Genomic DNA, 19,645 nt, shown 5'->3' on the forward strand with positions numbered 1-19,645 from the left:
CCGTTTTACCCGAAAAAAGCATAAGACAATATGAGGACCAAACTGTCTCAATTTGATTTCACACTACCTCCCGAGCTGATTGCAAAGTACCCTGCTGATAACCGCCACGACTCCAGGCTGATGGTTATCCACCGGGAATCAGGTAAAATCGAACACCGGACATTTAAAGACATCCTTGAGTATTTTGACGAGGGGGATGCTATGATTTTCAACAACACCAAAGTGTTCCCTGCCAGGCTATATGGCAAAAAAGAAAAAACCGGAGCGGATATTGAGGTCTTCCTGTTGCGCGAGCTCAACAGCGATTCCCGCCTCTGGGACGTACTGGTAGACCCAGCCCGTAAAATCCGGGTTGGCAACAAGCTTTACTTTAGTGATGAAAATGATAATGATGTGCTCGTGGCGGAAGTAGTAGACAATACGACCTCCCGTGGCCGGACCATCCGGTTCATTTATGACGACAGCGATGAGAACTTCCAAAAGGACCTGCATCGCCTTGGCACCACCCCTCTGCCTAAAGAGATGGGGCGTAAAGCAGAAGTGATTGACCGCGACCGCTATCAGACCTTGTTCGCCAAGGAGATGGGTGCGGTGGCTGCTCCTACAGCCGGCTTGCACTACAGCGACGAACTCCTGAAGCGCCTCGAAATCAAAGGGATTGAATTCGCAGAGCTTACACTTCATATTGGCCTGGGCACTTTCCGCAGTATTGATGTGGAAGACTTGTCTAAGCACAAGATGGATGCCGAGTACTTCAAAATCGGCGCAGATGCTGTCGAGGTTGTCAACAGGGCAAAATCCGGAGAGCACCGGGTTTGTGCAGTAGGCACTACGAGTATGCGCTCAATCGAGTCAGCAGTATCTGCTGAGAATATGCTCAAGGAAGCCGAAGGTTGGACGAATCTCTTCATTTATCCGCCATTCGAGTTCAGCATCCCGGATGCGATGGTCACCAACTTACACCTTCCAAAATCCAGCCTGATGATTATGGTCTGTGCTTTCGGTGGCTATGATTTGATCATGGAAGCCTACAAGCAGGCCGTCAAGGAAAAGTACCGTTTCTTTGCCTACGGTGACGCTATGCTCATTTTGTAGGCTCGTCCTCAGTAAAAATTCATACATTGCTTTTAATGAAAAGCGTATCTGAACTTTTTTGGATACGCTTTTCTGATTTTATTCCGTACTTTTTAGGGTGGATTTGCCCCTCCCTTTCATTCTAAATGGTTTAACAGCAACAACGAGGTCCGTTCAGGACGGCTTCGGTAACAGATCATATAAACATCATGCCCCGGATTTTACTCCTTTCATTATTACTGACCTTAGGGAAAAGCGTTTATGCGACCAACTGTGAGGAAGTCATGATCCCGTTTTTCACAGAGCAAGTCCCGATCCAATACCAGACTGATCTGCTGCAAATACAGCGGCCCAGCATGTCAGAACAAGGGCTTCGGGCGTACTTCCGGCAAATGAGCACCACGGAGTACGAGGTACTGATCCGGAGCCTGCAGCAAGCCAGGAGAGCCTTCCGGCTTAATGACTGGCTGTACTACAAACTCGTTAAGCAGGTACTCCGGCAGATCTACGGGCAGCACGAACCGGTAGACCGTACGCTGGCTTCCTGGTTCATCCTTTCGCAAAGTGGTTATGATACCCGCCTGACGTACTTTGAGGACAAGGCTTATCTCTATGTTTTTACAATGGACGAAGTTTTTGAGGCACCGATCATTCAAGACAGAGGCCGTTCCTTTATCAACCTCTCTGAGATCCGGACAGGGCACACCAAACAGCAAGCCCTGTATATGTTGGGGTTTTCCCCGAATCCGGACGGGCATGCTTTCACTTTTACGTTTAAAGACCTTCCCCGGCTGCGGCCGATGCTCAAGTCTCATGAAATCAGCTTTTTCTACAAAAAAGAATGGTACACTTTGGAAGTGGAGGTCGATGAGAATATTGCGGCTTATATGGAAGACTACCCCGTTGTTGCAGAAACACAGTACCTGGAAGTCCCCATGTCTGCCCAGCTGTTTCAAAGCCTGATCCCTCAGATGAAGGAGCTGCTCAAAGGGAAAAATGAGTGGCAATCTGCCGAATTGCTCGCGGCCTTTACCCGGTCGGCCTTTGCTTACAAAGAGGATAAAGCGTACTTCGGTTACAGTAAACCGATGGTTGCAGAGGAGGTCTTCATCCATCCATACTCCGATTGTGAAGACCGGACGGCACTATTCTTCCAGCTGGCCAAGCACCTGCTCCCGCTTCCAACCCTGGTTATTGCTTATCCGGACCACCTGACCCTGGCGATGGCGCTGCCACCGGCACCCGGCAATACGGTACCTTATCAGGGGCACAATTACTATTTCACAGACCCTACCGGCCCGGTTCGGGACCATACCGTAGGCAAAGTACCCAAAGGCTATGAGAACAAACCTTTTAAGATCATTAAACACTACCATGTGCCTGGCGTTACTCAGGAAAAATAGGTTAATCTCCAACTAAATTTAAAAAGCGCAACAAATATTTGGATAGTACGCCAGGTTTTTTACTTTTGCCGAAAGCAGGCGCATTGCGAAAGAGAAGCCATTGTGAAGTGAAATTAATTCTATTTCCTGCAAAATATCTGGCCCACAATTTGCTTAGTCGCGGCTTTTTACCGTTTATAAAATTCTTTCGGCTCATTTTTTGACTTTTCTTGTGCCTTGCTTGTCAGGGTTAAGCAGGAGCATGATGAAAAATAGCCGGCTAACAACAAACTTTGCCAACATATGTATTGGACGCTTGAACTTGCTCACCATCTTGAAGACGCGCCATGGCCAGCTACCCGCGATGAGCTTATCGACTATGCCATTCGCTCCGGAGCGCCTTTGGAAGTGATCGAAAACCTTCAGCAAATGGAGGATGAAGGTGAAGTATATGAAGGGATGGAGGAAATCTGGCCGGATTACCCGCGCAAAGATGACTTTCTCTTCAACGAGGATGAATACTAAAGCCAGCTTTTGATGGTTCCCTTTTTTGAATATTAAGCCTCTTCAAAAAAGATAGTCACATCTTTGAATAAAAAGGTTTTGAGTAACTTGTCATTACTCAAAACCTTTTTTATTTTACACCTCTGTTACCGCCCGCCTGTTTACCCCTCCCGAATAGTGCGATTTGAACCTGTTATTATTGCCATTCATCAGAAAATCCCCTAATTTGAATGTCACAAATTATGCACACCGGCCAGACTACGCTCGGCCTTAACCAAACTAGTAAATGAAAAACTTACTTGAAATAGCTCGTGTCGTTACTAAGCGGAAAGTACGGAAGATCGAAATCTTTGATGACCACTCCTTACGGAACAATAAGAGTAAGTTCAATCAGTTTTACGAATCATTACGGGACAACAAGTTCAAAAACGACAGAGAGGCCGCCACAGCCCTCTATAAATGCAGCCCGACCGACCCCAAGTACCGTCAGTTAAAATCACGCTTTAGAAAACGGTTGCTGAACACGCTTTTTTTCCTTGATATCAATATGCCCAAAGCAGCGAGTTACGACCGGGCCTACTACTCCTGCCATAAAGACTGGACCCTTGTCAAAACCCTGATCTGGTACAATGCGCCAAACTCCGCGGCTCAGCTTGCCCGCCAAATCCTGACAACTTCCCTGAAGTTTAAATTTGCAGACCTGATCATCAACAGCTCCCGTATCCTCCGTGACTACGCAGCTCAGCAAGGGGATGAAAGGGCCTACGAAGAGTACGATAACTATATCAAAGAATACAATGATATCCTGAATGCAGAAATACGCTCGGAAGAGCTCCTGCAACGGGTAATCATGAATTACTACAAGCCTTTGTCCAAAACACAGGAGCTGACGGAAAATATCGAGGATTACTGTGAAGCCCTCGTCAGTCTTTCCGAACAGTATGACGCCCCGGTGATCTTTTACAATATGTACCTGGTCTGGATTTTTGCCTACGAGATGCAACAGGACTTTGAGTCTATGCTGGAGGTCTGCGAACAAGGCGAGCAGTTTGTACAGAAAAACGCCGTCTATAAGCAGCATAAAAAAATGGTGACCTTTCAGACCAAGAAGATGTCCGCTTACCTGCACCTGCGCAACTACCGAGACGGGCGTGCAACAGCCGAACAATGCCTGAAAGAACTGAAAGCTGGCAGTGAAGACTGGTTCACCTTTATGGATTATTACTTCCTGCTGACCATGCACGTCAACAACCCGCTGCAGAGCGTAGCGATCTTCAAGCTGGTATCCACCAACTCCAAACTTCGCAAACAAGATACTGAGACCGTCGAAAAGTGGAACATCTACGAGGGCTATATTGAATACCTCATACTGGTTGAAGGTAAGGAAAACCCCGTCTTGAAAAAACAGCAAAATGCGCAGTTCCGATCTTCCAAGTTTATTAGCAAGCCTGCTGTATACGCTAAGGAACAGCGTATTTTCACCGTTCATATGCTGATCCTACAGGTCCTTTTCCTACTGGAAGAGCGCAAGTTCAATGACGCACTGGAGCGCATCGACCGGCTCAAAAAGTACGCCAACCGGCAGCTCCGCCGCGAGGAGTACCACCGCCCGGTGCAATTCATCCGTTTGTTGCAGCAGTATGCAAAGTCTGATTTCCAGCCCGGTGAAGTCACAGGCGTGGATCGGTACCTCGCACAACTGTCAAGTGTGCCCTTTTTCTACCGGGGTGTTACGGCTGAGCTTGAAATCATCCCCTATGAAGCCCTCTGGGAGCGAGTCAAACAATACGTCAGGTAGGGAACAGCGATGCTCTTTTGAAAAAGTCAGTTGCAGTTCGTTATCTTTACTGCCCGGAAAAACCGAGCCCACGTGAAAAAAATCATCATTGCCATAGACGGCTACTCTTCCTGCGGTAAAAGTACACTGGCCAAGTCGCTCGCAGCCCGTTTCGGCTATACCTACATAGACTCAGGCGCGATGTACAGAGCTGTTACCCTGTATCTGCTGAACCAAGGCGTCAAAGTAGAAGAAAGCCTCAGTGTCAGCGAAGCGTTGAAAGCCATCAACATCCGCTTCGCCCCCAACAATCACACCTTGTTGAATGGCGAGGATGTGGAACAGGAAATCCGGCAGATGGCCGTTTCCAACTACGTAAGTGAAGTCGCTGCGGTTCCGGAAGTGCGCCGGGCGATGGTCAGCCAACAGCAACAGATGGGAGCAGAAAAAGGGCTGGTGATGGACGGCAGGGATATTGGCACGGTGGTCTTCCCAAAGGCGGAGCTTAAGATATTCCTGACAGCAGACCCTGATATCAGAGCTAAACGCCGGTACGAAGAACTCCTTCACAAAAGACAGGACGCCAGCCTCCAAGAAGTAAAGGCTAACCTTGCTCACCGCGACCATATTGACTCCACCCGGGAGGACAGCCCGCTGCGCAAAGCGGCAGATGCCATTATCATTGATAATACCTTGCTCAACCGGGAGGAACAACTGGAAAGAGCCATCTTTCTGGCCCAACAGGCAGGTGCCTGAGCTATCCAGCAACAAAAGGCGCGACCCGCATAGTGTGCGAATCGCGCCTTTTGTGCCTGTAGCAGCTTGTTGCCGCTAAGCGCTTGGTTTTCCGAAGCTTCTACGCCGGACTAGTGCCTCAAGTCATAGATCTCTGATACTTAAGTTGAAGTTATTTCTCTACTAATCAAGGCGAAGGTTCGCGACTTTAGCCCGAGCTAAAGGAGCGGTTCTTCAACGAAGAGTAGGCGGAAAAGAACGAAACTTGGGGGGTCAAGGATTTATGGCTTGAGGCACTAGATATCTTTAACTGAATTCCGGTCGACCAGGATATCCTTAAGTTCTTTCAGGAATTCGTATTGGTGGGGCATTACTTTTTTTACCGCTTCTTTCAGGGCAAAGTAAGTGCCTTTCTCCATGTTTTTAATCTTATCCTTCAGGTATTGTGCATCTTCGGAGAGCATAGACTTCAGGGAAGGGATTTCATGCCAGTCGCCCTCTACAGCTACAGCATTTTCCATATCCCCGCTGTCCTGTGCCACCGGATCAAGCTCAATAAGCCGGTCTTCTTCAATGAAAGACCGGGACATATCATCATCCACAGCACCCTGAGGCAAATCCCACTTGGTCCCTTTTTCGTCAGCGTTGACCAAAAAGATTTCAAGCCCTTTCTCCTGGAACCGGTATATAATAAGGTTAGCTTTCTTCCGTAACTTCATAGTATGTCAATATTAACCTGCCAGAATGTACTGGAAAACAGGTATCCATATAAATGGTTCATCAAAGCTAGGCCAATGGAGGGGAAAGCAGCAATGATTTTTGATTTTTTTTACGATTTCAAAGACCGGTGCACCAATTCCAGGGTAGCCAATGCCAGAAAAACATCTTTTTCCTCTTCGGCCAGGTCATTGGGCACAAACTGAAAAGCGCGTTGCCCCAGTTCATCATTCTGAGCAGCAGGCTTATCCACCAGGCTGCCCAACTCTCTGTCTGCCGTACGTACCGGAAGCAACTGATTGGCAGATTGCCCCAGTGTAGCGATGGCTTTGCCGCCCTTCGGGCTGTACAATTTACCATCTTCCTTTAAGGTGCCCAATTGCCGCTGCCCGGCAGCAATACGCACCCCCTTTTTATCCTTAATGAAGGAATAGGACTTCTCCCGGGTCTCTGCAAAAAGGACCGCTTTGTGCCCCGGCCCTGAGTACTCCTTGTAGGCATAGGCCAGAATGGGTTCGTGATAGATGGTGGTGAATACGCCCTTTGCCGTTTTTCCAAACCGCTTACGCACGGAGCGTTGCTCCTGATTGAAGGAAAAAGTATCCAGTTCTTCGGATGAAATCGGGACGAGCTCGGGTTTCCATTCCTGCATGCTTTCTTTAAGCTGTTGCAAATCCTGGAACAAGCGCTTGTCGCCTGGCATAAAGTTTTTGAGCCCCCTGGCCAGCAGAACAGCTCCGGTCAGAACAACTAATAGTGTGATCAATGCAAATAAACCCATTTGATTATTATTAGTTAAAAACGAGAATTATATACTCAAAAGCCTGCCCGGAAGTTAAAACGCCGCCTCTGCGCAACGCCCGTATCCCTGATCGACTCCATGCTTTGGTGCAAAGCTAGCGTATCTGCAGGTTTTAACACCAAAAAAGTGGTGTCAAGTATAGCTTCGAGCTCAGCCCACACTTTTTCCCTTGCTTCCCAATATAAAACAGATGGTGCCGTCATATCGTTGATAATGAGCACTTTGAGCTGGTCGATTTCCGGCCCGGCTACATCGTGGTACTTCAACATTTGGTCTAAATGCTCCAAATAGGAAAAATGCATGCCCTTCCCCAGCAAGCTGTACACCTTATCGGGTTCCACTTCCAGCTTCCAGGCCGGGTGCACATAACCGATACTGTCTACAGGGTACGTATCATAGTAAAGCTTAAGCAGTGCTTCGTCGGCAATGCCCTGTGACCGTTGCGCCGCCGTTTCAAATGCTTTGTAATCTACAAAAAATAACCAACTGCGCCGGGTTTCCATCCATACCGCTGTCAGCGCAGGCAGCAGATCAGCCACCTTCGGTGCAACGTCCAAGTGCCGGGGTTGCAAAGCAATAGACAGTACACCAGCCAATTGATGGGCCTGCCGGAGGGCTTGAACCACAGTTGCAGCATTGCCCATCTCTGTAAATGACTGCCTGTAAGCAGTAGCTGTAGCCGCTAAGTCTTTTCCCAGGAAAGCTTGAAGGCGCAACCCATCGGGCATCTCATCACCCAGAGCGGCGGCATGCACCCACCCTTCTACTCCACTGACAGTACGTACCAGCAGCCAGGGCTGCAGGAAAGCCTGCCCTCCTATCGTTAACCGCGTGCTATTTTCGCTTACCGGGCCCAGCAGCTCCAGTTGCTCGCCTTGCCTGAGATCGCCCAGGCTCCGGCTGTCCACCAGCGGTGCTTCCCGGATTTGGAAAACGGGCACACTCAATTGGGCAGTGGGGTACCTTGAAACCCTCAGGGTATCCTGCGGCTGCGCAACTGCACCGGAGCCGGCCTCTTCATCAGAGGGCGCCTGACTGCAGCCCGCAAAGAGCAGCCCCATAAAACCAAGTAGCAAAAATCTTTCTTTCATCTGATCTACCAATTAAGAGCGAAAAACCTTCCCCCCCCTTTTGGGGTAGGCTTAAAAGACGCTCTAAAAAAACGCCTGCTCCGGGCTTTCGCAGGGAACAGGCGTTTCTGTTAGCGCTTATAATAGACTTGATGTATCGGGGATCATTACAGGGTTAAAATAGCACTGTCTCTTCCCATCCCGGTAGAACCGGGATGCCTTTTTTCAGTCCGTTAACTCAGGCTAAGCTCCTAAAATCCCGGTAATTACCGGGACACGTGGTTGAAAATAGCTCATTTTTCCCACTGCACTGACCCGACGCATCAAGTCTAATCTTTTACCCCAAATAAGACCTTAGGGCATTACGGTTGTAAGACTTCCGCAACCGGCGGATCGCGCGCTCCTTAATCTGCCGCACCCGTTCCCGGGTCAGGCCGTAAAGGTCACCGATCTCTTCCAGGGTCAGAGACTTCTGCCCGTTGAGACCGTAGTAGGAAGACAAGACCTCTACCTCACGGGGAGACAAGATCGACAAGCCTTGCTGCACTTCATCTTTCAGGGACTGATCCATCAGGGAACCATCCGGGCTCGCACCGGGCTCGTCCACAGAGATAATGTCCAGCATCGTACTATCGCCATCTTCGCCGCTCATCGGTGCATCCACCGATACATGCCGGCCATTGCCCTTGAGCATATTGGAAATCTCCTTTGGGGTCATACCCAGCAGGTCCGCCAGCTCTTCGTGTGTCGGCTCCCGCTCAAATTCCTGTACGAAAGCCAGAAAAGCCTCATTGACTTTATTATAAGAGCCCACCTTATTCAGCGGCAAACGGACAATCCGGGAATACTCAACGATAGCCTGCAGAATGGATTGGCGAATCCACCAGACGGCATAAGAAATGAACTTGAAGCCTTTCGTTTCGTCAAATCGACGAGCAGCCTTCATCAATCCTACATTACCTTCGTTGATCAAATCACTTAGGGAAAGCCCCTGATTCTGGTATTGCTTGGCTACAGACACCACGAAACGCAGGTTAGAACGGGTCAGTTTGTCAAGTGCCTCCTGATCTCCCTGTCGAATGCGCCGGGCCAGTTCGGCTTCGTCCTCGGGAGCAAGCATTGGGATTTTGCCAATATCATTCAAATACTTGTCCAGGGCAAGGCTCTCCCTGGCCGTAATTTTATTTGTAATTTTCAACTGACGCATAAGCAAGGTAATTTTAGGGTTAGCTATTCCACACTGTAAATTTACGTTAATCAGTTAGAAATGTTGCCCCCATTGTGGAAACTTGACTTTTTACGAAAAAGATGCTAAATGCATGTTTTCCATTTAACTTACAACTATCATCCTGAAAAAGTTCCGCAACAGCAGCAGCCTGCCGCATACAATATGGTAGCGCTCTGAGTAGCTACGCTCCATAACTCCGGTATTTCAGCCGTTTTCAGCCGTTTTAAGTTTCCCTGATTTGTCTTTGGCCCAACAAAAAAAGCCGAATACCTTTTTGGTCAGGTATCCGGCTGTTCCTTAATTATGCTGTATCATATTAATCGCGGTTTCGCCCACGATCATTGTCGCGGCCACCACGGTCATTATCGCGCCCACCTCCGCCTTCCGGCCTTGGCAACAGCGCTTTGCGGGATAAGCGGAGCTTGCCGGTCTTATTGTCAACGCCAATAAGCTTGACACGGAGTTCATCGCCTTCCTGGAAGACATCCTCCACGCGGTCAACACGGGAATGAGAAATCTCAGAAACGTGCAACAGACCACTCTTGCCCATGAAGTCTACGAAAACCCCGTAAGGCATTACGGTCTTCACCACTGCGTCGTAGGTATCGCCTACTGATGGAGTGAAGGTAATGCGGCGGATACGCGCAAGCGCAGCATCAATAGACTCTTTGTTCTGACTGGCAATACTGACCACGCCTTCATCACCCACTTCTTCGATGTTGATGTTGGTACCGGTCTCTGCCTGAATCTCCTGAATCACTTTACCACCCGGTCCAATCACAGCACCGATATAGCTCTTGTCGATAACAATTTCAACAATACGTGGTGCGTGTGGCTTGAGGTCTTCACGTGGCACTTCAAGGGATTTCTTCATCTCGTTAAGGATGTGAATACGCCCGGCACGTGCCTGATTCAGTGCCTTTTCCAGCTCTTCGTAAGGCAGCCCATCAATTTTGATATCCATTTGGCAGGCCGTAATGCCTTTCTCTGTACCTGTAACTTTGAAGTCCATATCACCCAGCGCATCTTCATCACCAAGGATATCAGACAGGATAGCCGTACGCTTGCCGTCAGAGATCATACCCATAGCGATGCCCGAAACGGGTGCTTTGATTTGGATACCACCGTCCATCAGCGCCAGAGATCCGGCACATACGGTTGCCATAGAGGACGACCCGTTAGACTCCAGAATATCGGAAACCAGGCGAATGGTGTAAGGCATTTCATCCGGCATCACTTTCTTAATAGAACGTGCAGCCAGGTTGGCGTGCCCGACTTCCCGGCGGCCAGGGCCACGCATCGGCTTAATTTCGCCTACAGAAAATGCAGGGAAGTTGTAGTGCAGAATGAAGTTAGAGAAGCCGTGTTCCATGGCGGTATCCACCATCAGCTCATCTTGCTTGGTACCCAGCGTCAGAGACGTCAGCGACTGTGTCTCCCCACGGGTGAATACTGCTGAGCCGTGTGCCGAAGGCAGGTAATCTACTTCGCACCAGATATCACGAATCTCATCAAATTTACGGCCATCCAGGCGGATACTATCCGAAAGCACCATATCTCGGATGACCTCCTTCTTGAATTTGTTGTAGTATTCTTTGATGGCATCCCCGTGCTCTTCCATGAACGCCTCGTCCTTCTCTTCGGTCAGCTTTTCGATCAGCTCGTCGATAATGGCTTTGAAGCCCTCCTTACGTGCCACTTTGTCCAGGGCACCGGAAGCTATTTTATGGATATTTTCCCGGGTATTGCTTTCCACGACCTCCTTAACCTCGCTGGCCACTGCCGGGGGTATGAACTCGCGTTTAACGGTAGCCTGCTCGCCTACCTTTTCTGCCAGCTCCAGCTGTGCTTTACACTGCACTTTAATGGCTTCGTGGCCAACTTTAATGGCTTCGACCAGCACACTTTCCGGCACCTCATTGGCTTCACCTTCCACCATCATTACATTATCGAGGGTTGCAGCAACGATGATATCCAGGTCTGCGTTTTCAAGGTCAGAACGGAAAGGGTTCACAATGAAGCGGTCGTTGATACGAGCCACCCGCACCTCAGAAATCGGCCCGCCGAATGGGATACTCGAAACGGCCAGAGCTGAAGATGCCGCAAGGGCTGCAAATGCATCAGGCAGTACTTCCGGTTCGCCGGAAATAAGGTTGATAATGACCTGCGTATCATTCATGTACCCGTCTGGAAAAAGCGGGCGGATCGCGCGGTCTACCAGGCGTGAAATCAACACTTCGTAGTCAGATAGCCTGGCTTCCCGGCGGAAGAAATTGCCGGGGATACGGCCTGCTGCTGCAAACTTTTCCTGATAATCGACGGAGAGGGGGAAGAAAGGCTGCCCTTCCCGAGCTTCTTTAGCAGAAACAACGGAACAAAAGAGCATCGTATCTCCGATACGGATCACAACCGAGCCATCAGCCTGAGTAGCCAACTTGCCGGTTTCGATAGTTACTGTGCGCCCATCAGGTAGGTCAAAGGACGTGGTAATAGGAGTTTGTAATCCCATCTTGAATTTGATTGGTTTTAACTTCTAATAAATCATGTTGCAAAGCATCACAACGAAATGCAAAGGGACCGGTCTGGGGCTGAAAAAACCCAGTGAGAAACCGTCTTCAGCAAATGAGGGAGGAATAAGGGTTGTGAGATGGTATCGTGACCTTCATTTTCCTTCGTTAGCCGGGTTTTTTGCTAGTGGATTGATGCACAAAAGTGCTTAACCATTTCTAAGTTTAGCACTGGCAAGGGCTCCGAGTCTGAAAAAACATCCGTTAATTCTGACCAGCCGCACTAGTGGTCTTGCTCCCGTTAGTTGTCTTAGCTTCTTTTATCGAAGGCGAATATAAACAATTTTACGCCGTTTTTCGGTGCAGATTTGCAAATTATTGCTCCGAACGGCTTGAAAACATAAACAGGGGCGCTTCCGTATGGAAACGCCCCTGTATGTTGCTCAGCGCAATACGCTGAATTATTTACGAATATTGAGCTTCTCGATGAGGGCCCGGTATCCGTTCAGGTCTTTCTTCGCCAGGTAGCCCAGCAGGCGCTTACGCTTTCCTACCAGCGTCAGCAATGCGCGACGGGAGGAGTGGTCTTTTTGGTTCTCGTTCAGGTGCTTGGAAAGCTCCTTGATACGGTAAGTGAACAATGCCACCTGCCCTTCTGTAGAACCAGTGTTTTTGTCAGAACCGCCGAATTCCTTGAAGATCTCGGCTTTCTTTTCTTTCGTTAAATATTCTGCCATGATAATTTTTTAACCGTTAGTGATTGTATGAATCAGTTACAGCGGCGCAAAGATAGGCGAATTGCCCGAATTAACAAGACCTTTGCCTTAATTCTCTGCCTTAAACTTCTTCATCGCTTCATTCAGGCGTGGTACCACATCAAACAAATCGCCCACCACACCGTAATCGGCAGCTTTGAAGAAAGGCGCTTCCGGGTCTTTGTTGATCACCACAATCGTCTTGGAGCTGTTTACTCCGGCCAGGTGCTGTATTGCCCCGGAAATACCAATGGCGATATACAAATTCGGCCGGATAGCAACGCCGGTCTGCCCAACGTGCTCGTGGTGCGGGCGCCAGTCAGCATCCGCTACCGGGCGCGAACAAGCGGTTGTCGCGCCCATCGTGCCTGCCAGTTCCTCAATGATGCTCCAGTTGTCAGGCCCTTTCATGCCCCGGCCCGCCGATACAACCAGCTCTGCTTCCGGCAGAGGCGTAAGGCCTTCCATGCGCTTCACTTCTTTTACAGTAACCTGTGCGGCAGGGACGTCCACATCCAATGCTTCAACACTTGCCGCTTCGCCTACCTCCTTAGGCTGAAGGGAGTTGCCCATGAGCGAGAGTACTTTCTTGTCTGACTTCACTTCGTAATCCGCGAAGGCTTTCCCGGAGAATACCGGCTTGCGGACTTTAAAAGCGCCACCGTCAACGGTAGGTACTGCGTTGACCGCCGGCACAGAACCGGCATTCATACGGACCGCCAGCCGGCCGAGCAGCGATTTGCCGGTTGAGGTATGCCCCACCACCACTACGTTTGCGCCAATTTTATCCGCAGCCGCAGCAATCACTTTCGTGTATGCCTGACTGTCGAAAATATCAAGCGCAGCATCATTAACATGATATACTTTGGAGGCACCGTACTTTCCGAGCTCCTCTGCTCCTTCGGCTGTGCCTAATACTAATGCGGCACAGGTGGTACCCATTGCCTGAGCCGTCTGATAACCGTAGTAAGCCAGTTCGTAGGCGGCCTTTTTGAATTTTCCTTTCTGGGTTTCTGCTAATACTAAAACCATAATTTATATTGACTTTGAGAGGGTTCTGAAATAGATGGGTTATATGGCCTTCGCGTCTTCGTGCAGCAGGCGCACCAGCTCATCCATATTCTCCGGATCAACCAGTTTTACGTCTCCTTTTTCAGGAGGCAGCTCGTAATGCACGACTACCGAAAGGTCTTCTGCTTCCACTGCGGGCTCTACCTTCAGTGGCTTGCGCTTCGCCATCATAATGCCGCGCATATTGGGGATGCGCTGCTCGGCAAGCCCTTTCGCCGCCGAAATGACAAACGGTGCCTTTACTTCAACAACTTCGTTGCCCCCCTCAATATCTCTTGAGATGGTAGCCGTATCGCCCTCCATATCCATATGGGAAGCGTACGAAATAAATGGAACATCCAGGAGCTCGGCAACCATAGCACCAACCTCGGAGCCATTGTAGTCAATTGTTTCTTTGCCCAGAAAGACGATATCAAATGCTTCCTTTTTGGCATAAGCTGCAATTTGCTTAGCCACGAAAAGCGCACTGCCGGGTTCCGCATCAATACGTACGGCCTCGTCTGCACCGATCGCAAGCCCTTTCCGGATAACCGTATCGTTGGCAGCAGGGCCAACGTTGATGAGCGTCACGCTGCCCCCGTTCGCTTCCTTGAGCTCTAGTGCCCGGACCAGCGCATACCATTCATCATAAGGGTTCATGATGAATTGTACGCCTGTGGTATCAAATTGAGTATTGCTCTCCGTAAAAGCAATCTTGGCTGTGGTTTCCGGAGTCTTGCTGACACAAACCAATAATTTCATGAATGGGTATTTTTGTGGTTTCTTTGGCTGGGATTAGGCTGCAGTGCAACCTAAAAGCCGCTTATTTTGCTAAATATTGAATTCGTGCAAATATACTTACTTTTATCCACTCAGGAAAGTAACCCAGCGAATTTTCGCTTAGGTTTGACAGTCGACTGAAAAACCAACTTAACCTGCTCGTAATCAAAATAGTAAACATCAACAACATGAACGATACACGGCTCAAACAGCTCAAAGCCCTCCTGAAAGAGGACCCGGGCAGCTCTTTTATACAGTTTGCGATCGCTAAAGAATATGAGAAGTACGAGCAATGGGCCCAAGCTTGTACAGCCTACGAAACATTGACGACCAATGACCCGGACTACGTAGGCACTTACTACCACCTGGGCAAACTCTATGAAAAACTAAACCGGCCCGCCGACGCCTTCCAAACCTACAAAACAGGTATGGAGGCCGCCAAACGGGCCGGTGATCAACATGCCCTCAGTGAACTGGCCGGCGCCAAACTCACCCTGGGCGATGAAGAGGATTTTCAATAGCCTATCGCTGTATAATCAGCTTGCGCAGGTCTAGCAACGCACCATCCGCACCACGCCAGTGAACCGTGTACAACCCGGCCGGGTAATTCCGCAGAGGTAGGTTCAACGGCTCTTGCCCTGCTCCCACTGCCAGGCTTTCCAGCAGTTGGCCCGTGGCGCTGAATAAGTAGAGTTGCCCTCCTCTTGATGCCTGCTCCGGCAATACGACGGTAGCCGTTGTGCTGGCCGGATTAGGGAAGATACGCAGTGCGCCCTCCAAGTCTTCTTCAGCTGTATTCGACAACAAAGGTACGCCATAGCAAATCTCTACAGACCACCGCGCCAGCGACCCTGACTGCCCATTCTTAAACATCACCAGCCGCCAGGTGCCCGCCGCTGATTCCCCATTGAAAATGGACAAAGACTCTGCCGGGCGATAGGGCCCGCCGATCGGTGGGCAGGGGACAAAACTGCTGGCCGCATCATCAATGGAAAAGTTGAATAAGAAGCCATTCTCACACTCATTACCCACAAAAATGTCTTGCAAGTCGCCACCCGGGCCGCGAAGACGGAAATCAATCCGGTCCAGTGGGGTATAATTCCCGGCAATTTCCAGGACATTAACGTCCCGGACCGGCGCATCCACTTCCACCTCAATCACAGAGGTCGCAAATGGGCCGGGTGCGCCCAGGTCAAGCGGCACATCTGCCGCCTCAAACACTTCACAACGTAACCCTTCGGTTTGGAAAGCTTGCCCGGCATAGGGGCCTGCGCCACAGGAGCTGCTCTGCCCTCTGACCCGCCAGTGCAGAGTACTACTGTCGGGCAGTGGGTTGGTGACGATGAAAAAGGTATCCAACAGGCCACTGGCTTCCAAAAGAATGTCCGTGAAGGCAGCATCAGCGGCAACCTGCACATCGTACGTGGAGGCATCCGGATTGGGCGTCCAGGAGAGGGTTGGGGTTACAGGCGTATTTACACCACCGGGTACAGGTTCTACTAAAAAGACTTCACCGGGAACCTGCGCTGCGTACAACAGCTCCAGCTCCAGAGTGTCCGAAACCATACCGCTCGTGCCGATCAGCTGAAAGGGGTAAGGCCCTGTAGCCAGGCCCGGAGCCGTAGTGACGTCCACATTAAGGACAGAAGGGAGGACTACCGGATCAATGCCGCTGACCGAGAAGCTGGCAGGCAATCCTTCCACCACCCATTCCACTTCGGCATCAAACCCCAGAACAGGCAACGCCTGCACTGAAAAAGAGGCTACCTCGCCGGCACATACTTCTACAGTTGATACCTCAGTGCCCAAGGCCAGCCCGGGCGCATCCACGGAGTCGATGGTGATATTGGCATTATTGATATCAAAGAATACGTTGTTTGCGGCTTTGATCTTATACCTGAAGGTGCTGCCATCAAGAGTATCCGGCACCGTGATCAGTTCAGCACCGTCATTAGGGACCCCCGCAGCTAATAAATAAGGATAGGTGAATCCTCCATCGGCAGAAAGGAAAATATCGACTGTAGTGGCGGCGACCGGCGGCTGATCGGTATTGGCCACATCCCATACCACCGTTTGCAGGCTTCCGCCTGCCCAGGTATCAGGCGTATTTTGCGTAAGCACCCGGAAAGGGCCGGCCTGCTCAGTCACATTAAACGTGCGGTCATCTGTACTCACCCCGGAGCCAAACCCATGGTTGTCCCGTACGGTCAGCCGGAAGCGCAGCCCCCGGTTGTAGTCCGGGAGAAATTCGCCAATCGTAGTGGTATTGTTCACCAAATCCTGCAAACGGGGGAATACCCGCGTGGAGTCCGTGGTTGGCACAAAGGACCGGAAAATGGGGGAGTTCCCTTGCGGGCTATTGGGTGGAGCAGAAGGCCCCAGGTCAAATTGCTCCCAGCAGTAGGTCAGGGAATCCCCTTCCAGGTCAGTGGCGGTACCCGTCAGCTCAAAGGGCGTGGAAATGGGCAAAAACAGCCCGTTCTCTCCTGCTTCTACCAGTGGAGGCGTATTCTCTGTCGGGATAATGGTCGCACAACTGTTGCCCCCGCCAAAAATGGTATGGTCAATCATTTCTTCCTGGCTGATGGCATGGAAGTAAGGGTCGCTATTGTTTTGCAAATCAGGCGGGCAAATCCCCGCGTAACCCATTATGGTAGAAGCGCTGCCCGGCTCCATCGCCGCTGAAGAAACGCGGTTGCAATTGTTGTTTTGGGTGTGATTGCCTCCAAATTGATGCCCCATCTCATGGGCAACATAATCAATATCAAAGGGGTCACCTACAGGGGTCGCCTGAGAAGTGAACCCGCGGGCTTTGTCTTCATCATCACAAACCGAACGCAGGGAAGCTACGCCGCCCCCGCCTGCCCGGTGATAGACATGCCCGATATCGTAGTTGGCATTGCCGATCACTGCATCCAGATTGGACTGATTTTGCCCCAGGTGGTTGCCCGAGCTGCCGGAGTAAGGGTCGGTGGCGGTACTGGTATAAACGATCAGGTGATTGCTGTCTATCAGGATCATCCGGGAAGAGATGTCCATCTCATAAACACCATTGACCCGGTTCATAGACGTAACGATTGCTGCCATAGCACCCGCTACCGTACCTCCATGAAACTGAGTGTACTCACCGGTCGCCGCAATGGCCAGCCGGTAGATACGGAGTTCTTCACCTACAAAAGTGGCATTCGCCCCAACTTGCCCGGCCGGTGCTTCGGAATGCTCCAGCTCACAGGTAAAGGTTTCTTCGGAAGTGAAATCGCGGCGGTAGTACACCTGATGCGCCGGATGCACATAATTATGGTAAAAGGGGTCAATGAAGTAAGTCTGATCCCCTTTAAGCACCATTGCATGGAACCCCTTGGGGGTGTAGTCGATCCGCGCCAGTGCACGGCCGTCTTCCAGGCTCTTGCCCAGGAAGGTCTGCATACCGGGGAACTGCCGCGCCAGGCCCGGTGCCATGATGGGGGAATTGACCAGCCGGAACGCTTCCGTGCCGCCATCGGGCGTAGGCAGGGTAAAAATAAAATCAGAAGTCGCAGCTGTGGTACTGCCTTCCGGCGGCGCCTCTTCAAGCACTTCTGAAAGCGTGGCCTCATCGATTTCCACAATACGGGCAGCCTCCGGTAAAATATACCGCTGTGCCCAGCCAATAGCGGGTGGTGTTGCGTCTTTCCAATACGTTCGTTGCTGAGCAAAAACGGCACTCGTAAGCCCGCACAGCAACCATGTAAATATAAGGGTCGTCCTCTTCATACTAACAGTTTATTTTTCTGCGAATGTAAAGGATAGACGCTACCCAAAGGTTTAAAGATTGCCCGATTGTCTGACTGCCAACAGAATCAGAACCATTTAATGGTCAGGTCGATGATACGCTGTTTCAGACTGGTATAGGGCGGCATGAGGAGTTCCAGGGCACCGGGCAGGTACTGCCGGTAAACGGCGCGGGCGTTGGAAAAGGCTTCGAAGCCATACCAACCGTGGCTCTTGCCGATGCCGCTGTTGTTGGAGCCGCCGAAGGGCAGATTGGGCTGCATAAAGTGGACGTCGTTGTTGTTGATACAGGTCCCCCCGGCACGGGTCCCCTGCAGAATGTGCCTGATGTTGCGTTCGCTTTTACTGTACAAATAGAGCGCCAGGGGCTTTTCCTTACTGTTGATCACCTGCAGGGGCGTTTCCAGGCTCCGGAAGGTCCGAATGGGCAAGACCGGGCCGAAGATTTCTTCCTGCATCAGCAGCGCGTCATCCGGCACCCCGCTGACCACTGTAGGCTCAATGTAGTCTGAGCTGGCATCGCGCCGTCCACCGATCTCGATGGTAGCACCGCGTGCTTCCGCATCCCGGAGGTAGCCTTCCACCCGCTCAAAGTGCTTCGCATTGACCATGCGGTTGTACGCGCCGGAGGTAGCGGCGTCATCACCGTAAAGCGCCTTAAGCTGTGCGGCCATCAGCCGGACGAACTCATCTTTTTTACTTTCGTGCACAAAGAGGTAATCGGGTGCAATGCAGATCTGCCCGCTGTTCAAAAACTTGCCCCAGGCGATCCGGCGGACCGCCGTTTTCAAATCCGCTGTTTCGTCAATGATGGTTGGCGACTTGCCACCAAGCTCCAGGGTAACGGATGCCAGGTGTTCGGCTGCCGCACGCATGACCAGCTTGCCGATTGCAGGCGCACCGGTAAAAAAGATATGGTTGAAAGGCAGCTTTAGCAGCTCTGTCGCGGTTTCCACCGCTCCTTCCACGACTACAACTTCGCGGGGGTCAAACACATCCGCTATGATTTCCCGCACCACGGCTGAGGTGTGAGGCGTATGCTCTGAGGGCTTCACAATAGCCGTATTGCCGGCTGCAATAGCCGACACCAATGGCCCAATCGCCAGCTGCAACGGAAAATTCCAGGGCGCGATGATCAGGCAAACGCCTTTGGGCTCGTACTGCACCCAGGAGGAACTGCCCAGGAAGGGCAGCGGGGTCCCTACACTATGACGGCTCATCCACCGCTTCAGGTGGCGGGAGGTGTGCTTGATCTCAGTGGTTATGGCGTAAATTTCGGTAAGATCGGCTTCTGCAGCCGGCTTCTTAAAATCAGCGTACACCGCATCCCGGATGGCCTGCCGCCGGTCAAGGACCGCTTTTTTCAGTCGGCCAAGCTTCTGTATCCGCTCCCGGGCAGTACTGCGGGCAACCTCAAACTGATGCCCTCGCTGGGCTTCAAATAAAGCGCGGATTTCCTGCCGGTTGGCTGAAGTAGAGATCTGGGTAGTCAT

The 19,645-nt window shown here is 50.9% G+C and carries 16 protein-coding genes; 6 read left to right on the forward strand and 10 right to left on the reverse strand.

Going from position 1 to position 19,645, the window contains the following annotated elements; genetic code table 11:
- Positions 1–30: 30 nt before the first annotated feature.
- The 5 genes from queA (at position 31) to cmk (ending at position 5,493) form a co-directional block, all read left to right on the forward strand.
- Positions 31–1,095 (forward strand): tRNA preQ1(34) S-adenosylmethionine ribosyltransferase-isomerase QueA, encoded by a 1,065-nt coding sequence (queA, locus tag RIC19_RS24425; protein WP_350181012.1) that lies wholly within the window; start codon positions 31–33, stop codon positions 1,093–1,095.
- A 188-nt stretch (positions 1,096–1,283) separates the two neighbouring features.
- Complete coding sequence (locus RIC19_RS24430) at positions 1,284–2,477, forward strand: hypothetical protein (protein ID WP_350181013.1); 1,194 nt, start codon at positions 1,284–1,286, stop codon at positions 2,475–2,477.
- A gap of 282 nt (positions 2,478–2,759) precedes the next feature.
- Positions 2,760–2,981, forward strand: a complete 222-nt coding sequence (locus RIC19_RS24435) for a DUF2795 domain-containing protein (protein WP_044146732.1) — start codon at positions 2,760–2,762, stop codon at positions 2,979–2,981.
- Between the two features lie 265 nt (positions 2,982–3,246).
- A complete protein-coding gene (locus tag RIC19_RS24440; protein ID WP_350181014.1) occupies positions 3,247–4,758 on the forward strand; it encodes a hypothetical protein in 1,512 nt (503 codons plus the stop codon).
- Positions 4,759–4,830: 72 nt separating this feature from the next.
- A complete protein-coding gene (gene cmk / locus RIC19_RS24445) occupies positions 4,831–5,493 on the forward strand; it encodes a (d)CMP kinase (RefSeq protein WP_350181015.1) in 663 nt (220 codons plus the stop codon).
- A 275-nt stretch (positions 5,494–5,768) separates the two neighbouring features.
- Here the strand turns inward: cmk and RIC19_RS24450 are convergent, their stop codons facing one another.
- The 8 genes from RIC19_RS24450 to RIC19_RS24485 all read right to left on the reverse strand — a co-directional run bounded on the left by RIC19_RS24450 (position 5,769) and on the right by RIC19_RS24485 (position 14,363).
- The gene (locus tag RIC19_RS24450) at positions 5,769–6,191 is read right to left on the reverse strand and encodes a hypothetical protein (protein WP_350181016.1); all 423 of its coding nucleotides are present in this window, start codon (positions 6,189–6,191) and stop codon (positions 5,769–5,771) included.
- Between the two features lie 110 nt (positions 6,192–6,301).
- Positions 6,302–6,955: a hypothetical protein gene (locus RIC19_RS24455; protein ID WP_350181017.1), complete on the reverse strand. Its 654-nt coding sequence runs from the start codon at positions 6,953–6,955 to the stop codon at positions 6,302–6,304.
- A gap of 50 nt (positions 6,956–7,005) precedes the next feature.
- A complete protein-coding gene (locus RIC19_RS24460; protein ID WP_350181018.1) occupies positions 7,006–8,082 on the reverse strand; it encodes an SH3 domain-containing protein in 1,077 nt (358 codons plus the stop codon).
- A 316-nt stretch (positions 8,083–8,398) separates the two neighbouring features.
- On the reverse strand, positions 8,399–9,268 hold the full coding sequence (locus RIC19_RS24465; protein ID WP_350181019.1) for a sigma-70 family RNA polymerase sigma factor: 870 nt from the start codon (positions 9,266–9,268) through the stop codon (positions 8,399–8,401).
- A 337-nt stretch (positions 9,269–9,605) separates the two neighbouring features.
- The gene (gene pnp, locus RIC19_RS24470; protein ID WP_350181020.1) at positions 9,606–11,798 is read right to left on the reverse strand and encodes a polyribonucleotide nucleotidyltransferase; all 2,193 of its coding nucleotides are present in this window, start codon (positions 11,796–11,798) and stop codon (positions 9,606–9,608) included.
- Between the two features lie 459 nt (positions 11,799–12,257).
- Positions 12,258–12,533 (reverse strand): 30S ribosomal protein S15, encoded by a 276-nt coding sequence (gene rpsO, locus RIC19_RS24475; protein ID WP_350181021.1) that lies wholly within the window; start codon positions 12,531–12,533, stop codon positions 12,258–12,260.
- A gap of 87 nt (positions 12,534–12,620) precedes the next feature.
- Positions 12,621–13,583: an electron transfer flavoprotein subunit alpha/FixB family protein gene (locus RIC19_RS24480; protein WP_350181022.1), complete on the reverse strand. Its 963-nt coding sequence runs from the start codon at positions 13,581–13,583 to the stop codon at positions 12,621–12,623.
- A 39-nt stretch (positions 13,584–13,622) separates the two neighbouring features.
- Positions 13,623–14,363, reverse strand: a complete 741-nt coding sequence (locus RIC19_RS24485) for an electron transfer flavoprotein subunit beta/FixA family protein (protein WP_350181023.1) — start codon at positions 14,361–14,363, stop codon at positions 13,623–13,625.
- A 206-nt stretch (positions 14,364–14,569) separates the two neighbouring features.
- On the opposite strand from RIC19_RS24485, the gene RIC19_RS24490 reads away from it, so the two are divergent.
- Entirely contained in the window at positions 14,570–14,902 is a 333-nt protein-coding gene (locus RIC19_RS24490) for a tetratricopeptide repeat protein (RefSeq protein WP_350181024.1), read from the forward strand.
- A 1-nt stretch (position 14,903) separates the two neighbouring features.
- Here RIC19_RS24490 and RIC19_RS24495 read toward each other — a convergent pair whose 3' ends face one another.
- Together RIC19_RS24495 and RIC19_RS24500 are read right to left on the reverse strand one after the other, a co-directional pair.
- Positions 14,904–18,134: a reprolysin-like metallopeptidase gene (locus tag RIC19_RS24495; protein ID WP_350181025.1), complete on the reverse strand. Its 3,231-nt coding sequence runs from the start codon at positions 18,132–18,134 to the stop codon at positions 14,904–14,906.
- Positions 18,135–18,220: 86 nt separating this feature from the next.
- Complete coding sequence (locus RIC19_RS24500) at positions 18,221–19,645, reverse strand: aldehyde dehydrogenase family protein (RefSeq protein ID WP_350181026.1); 1,425 nt, start codon at positions 19,643–19,645, stop codon at positions 18,221–18,223.

It is taken from the genome of Phaeodactylibacter sp. (assembly GCF_040219495.1).
GTDB lineage: Bacteria > Bacteroidota > Bacteroidia > Chitinophagales > Saprospiraceae > Phaeodactylibacter.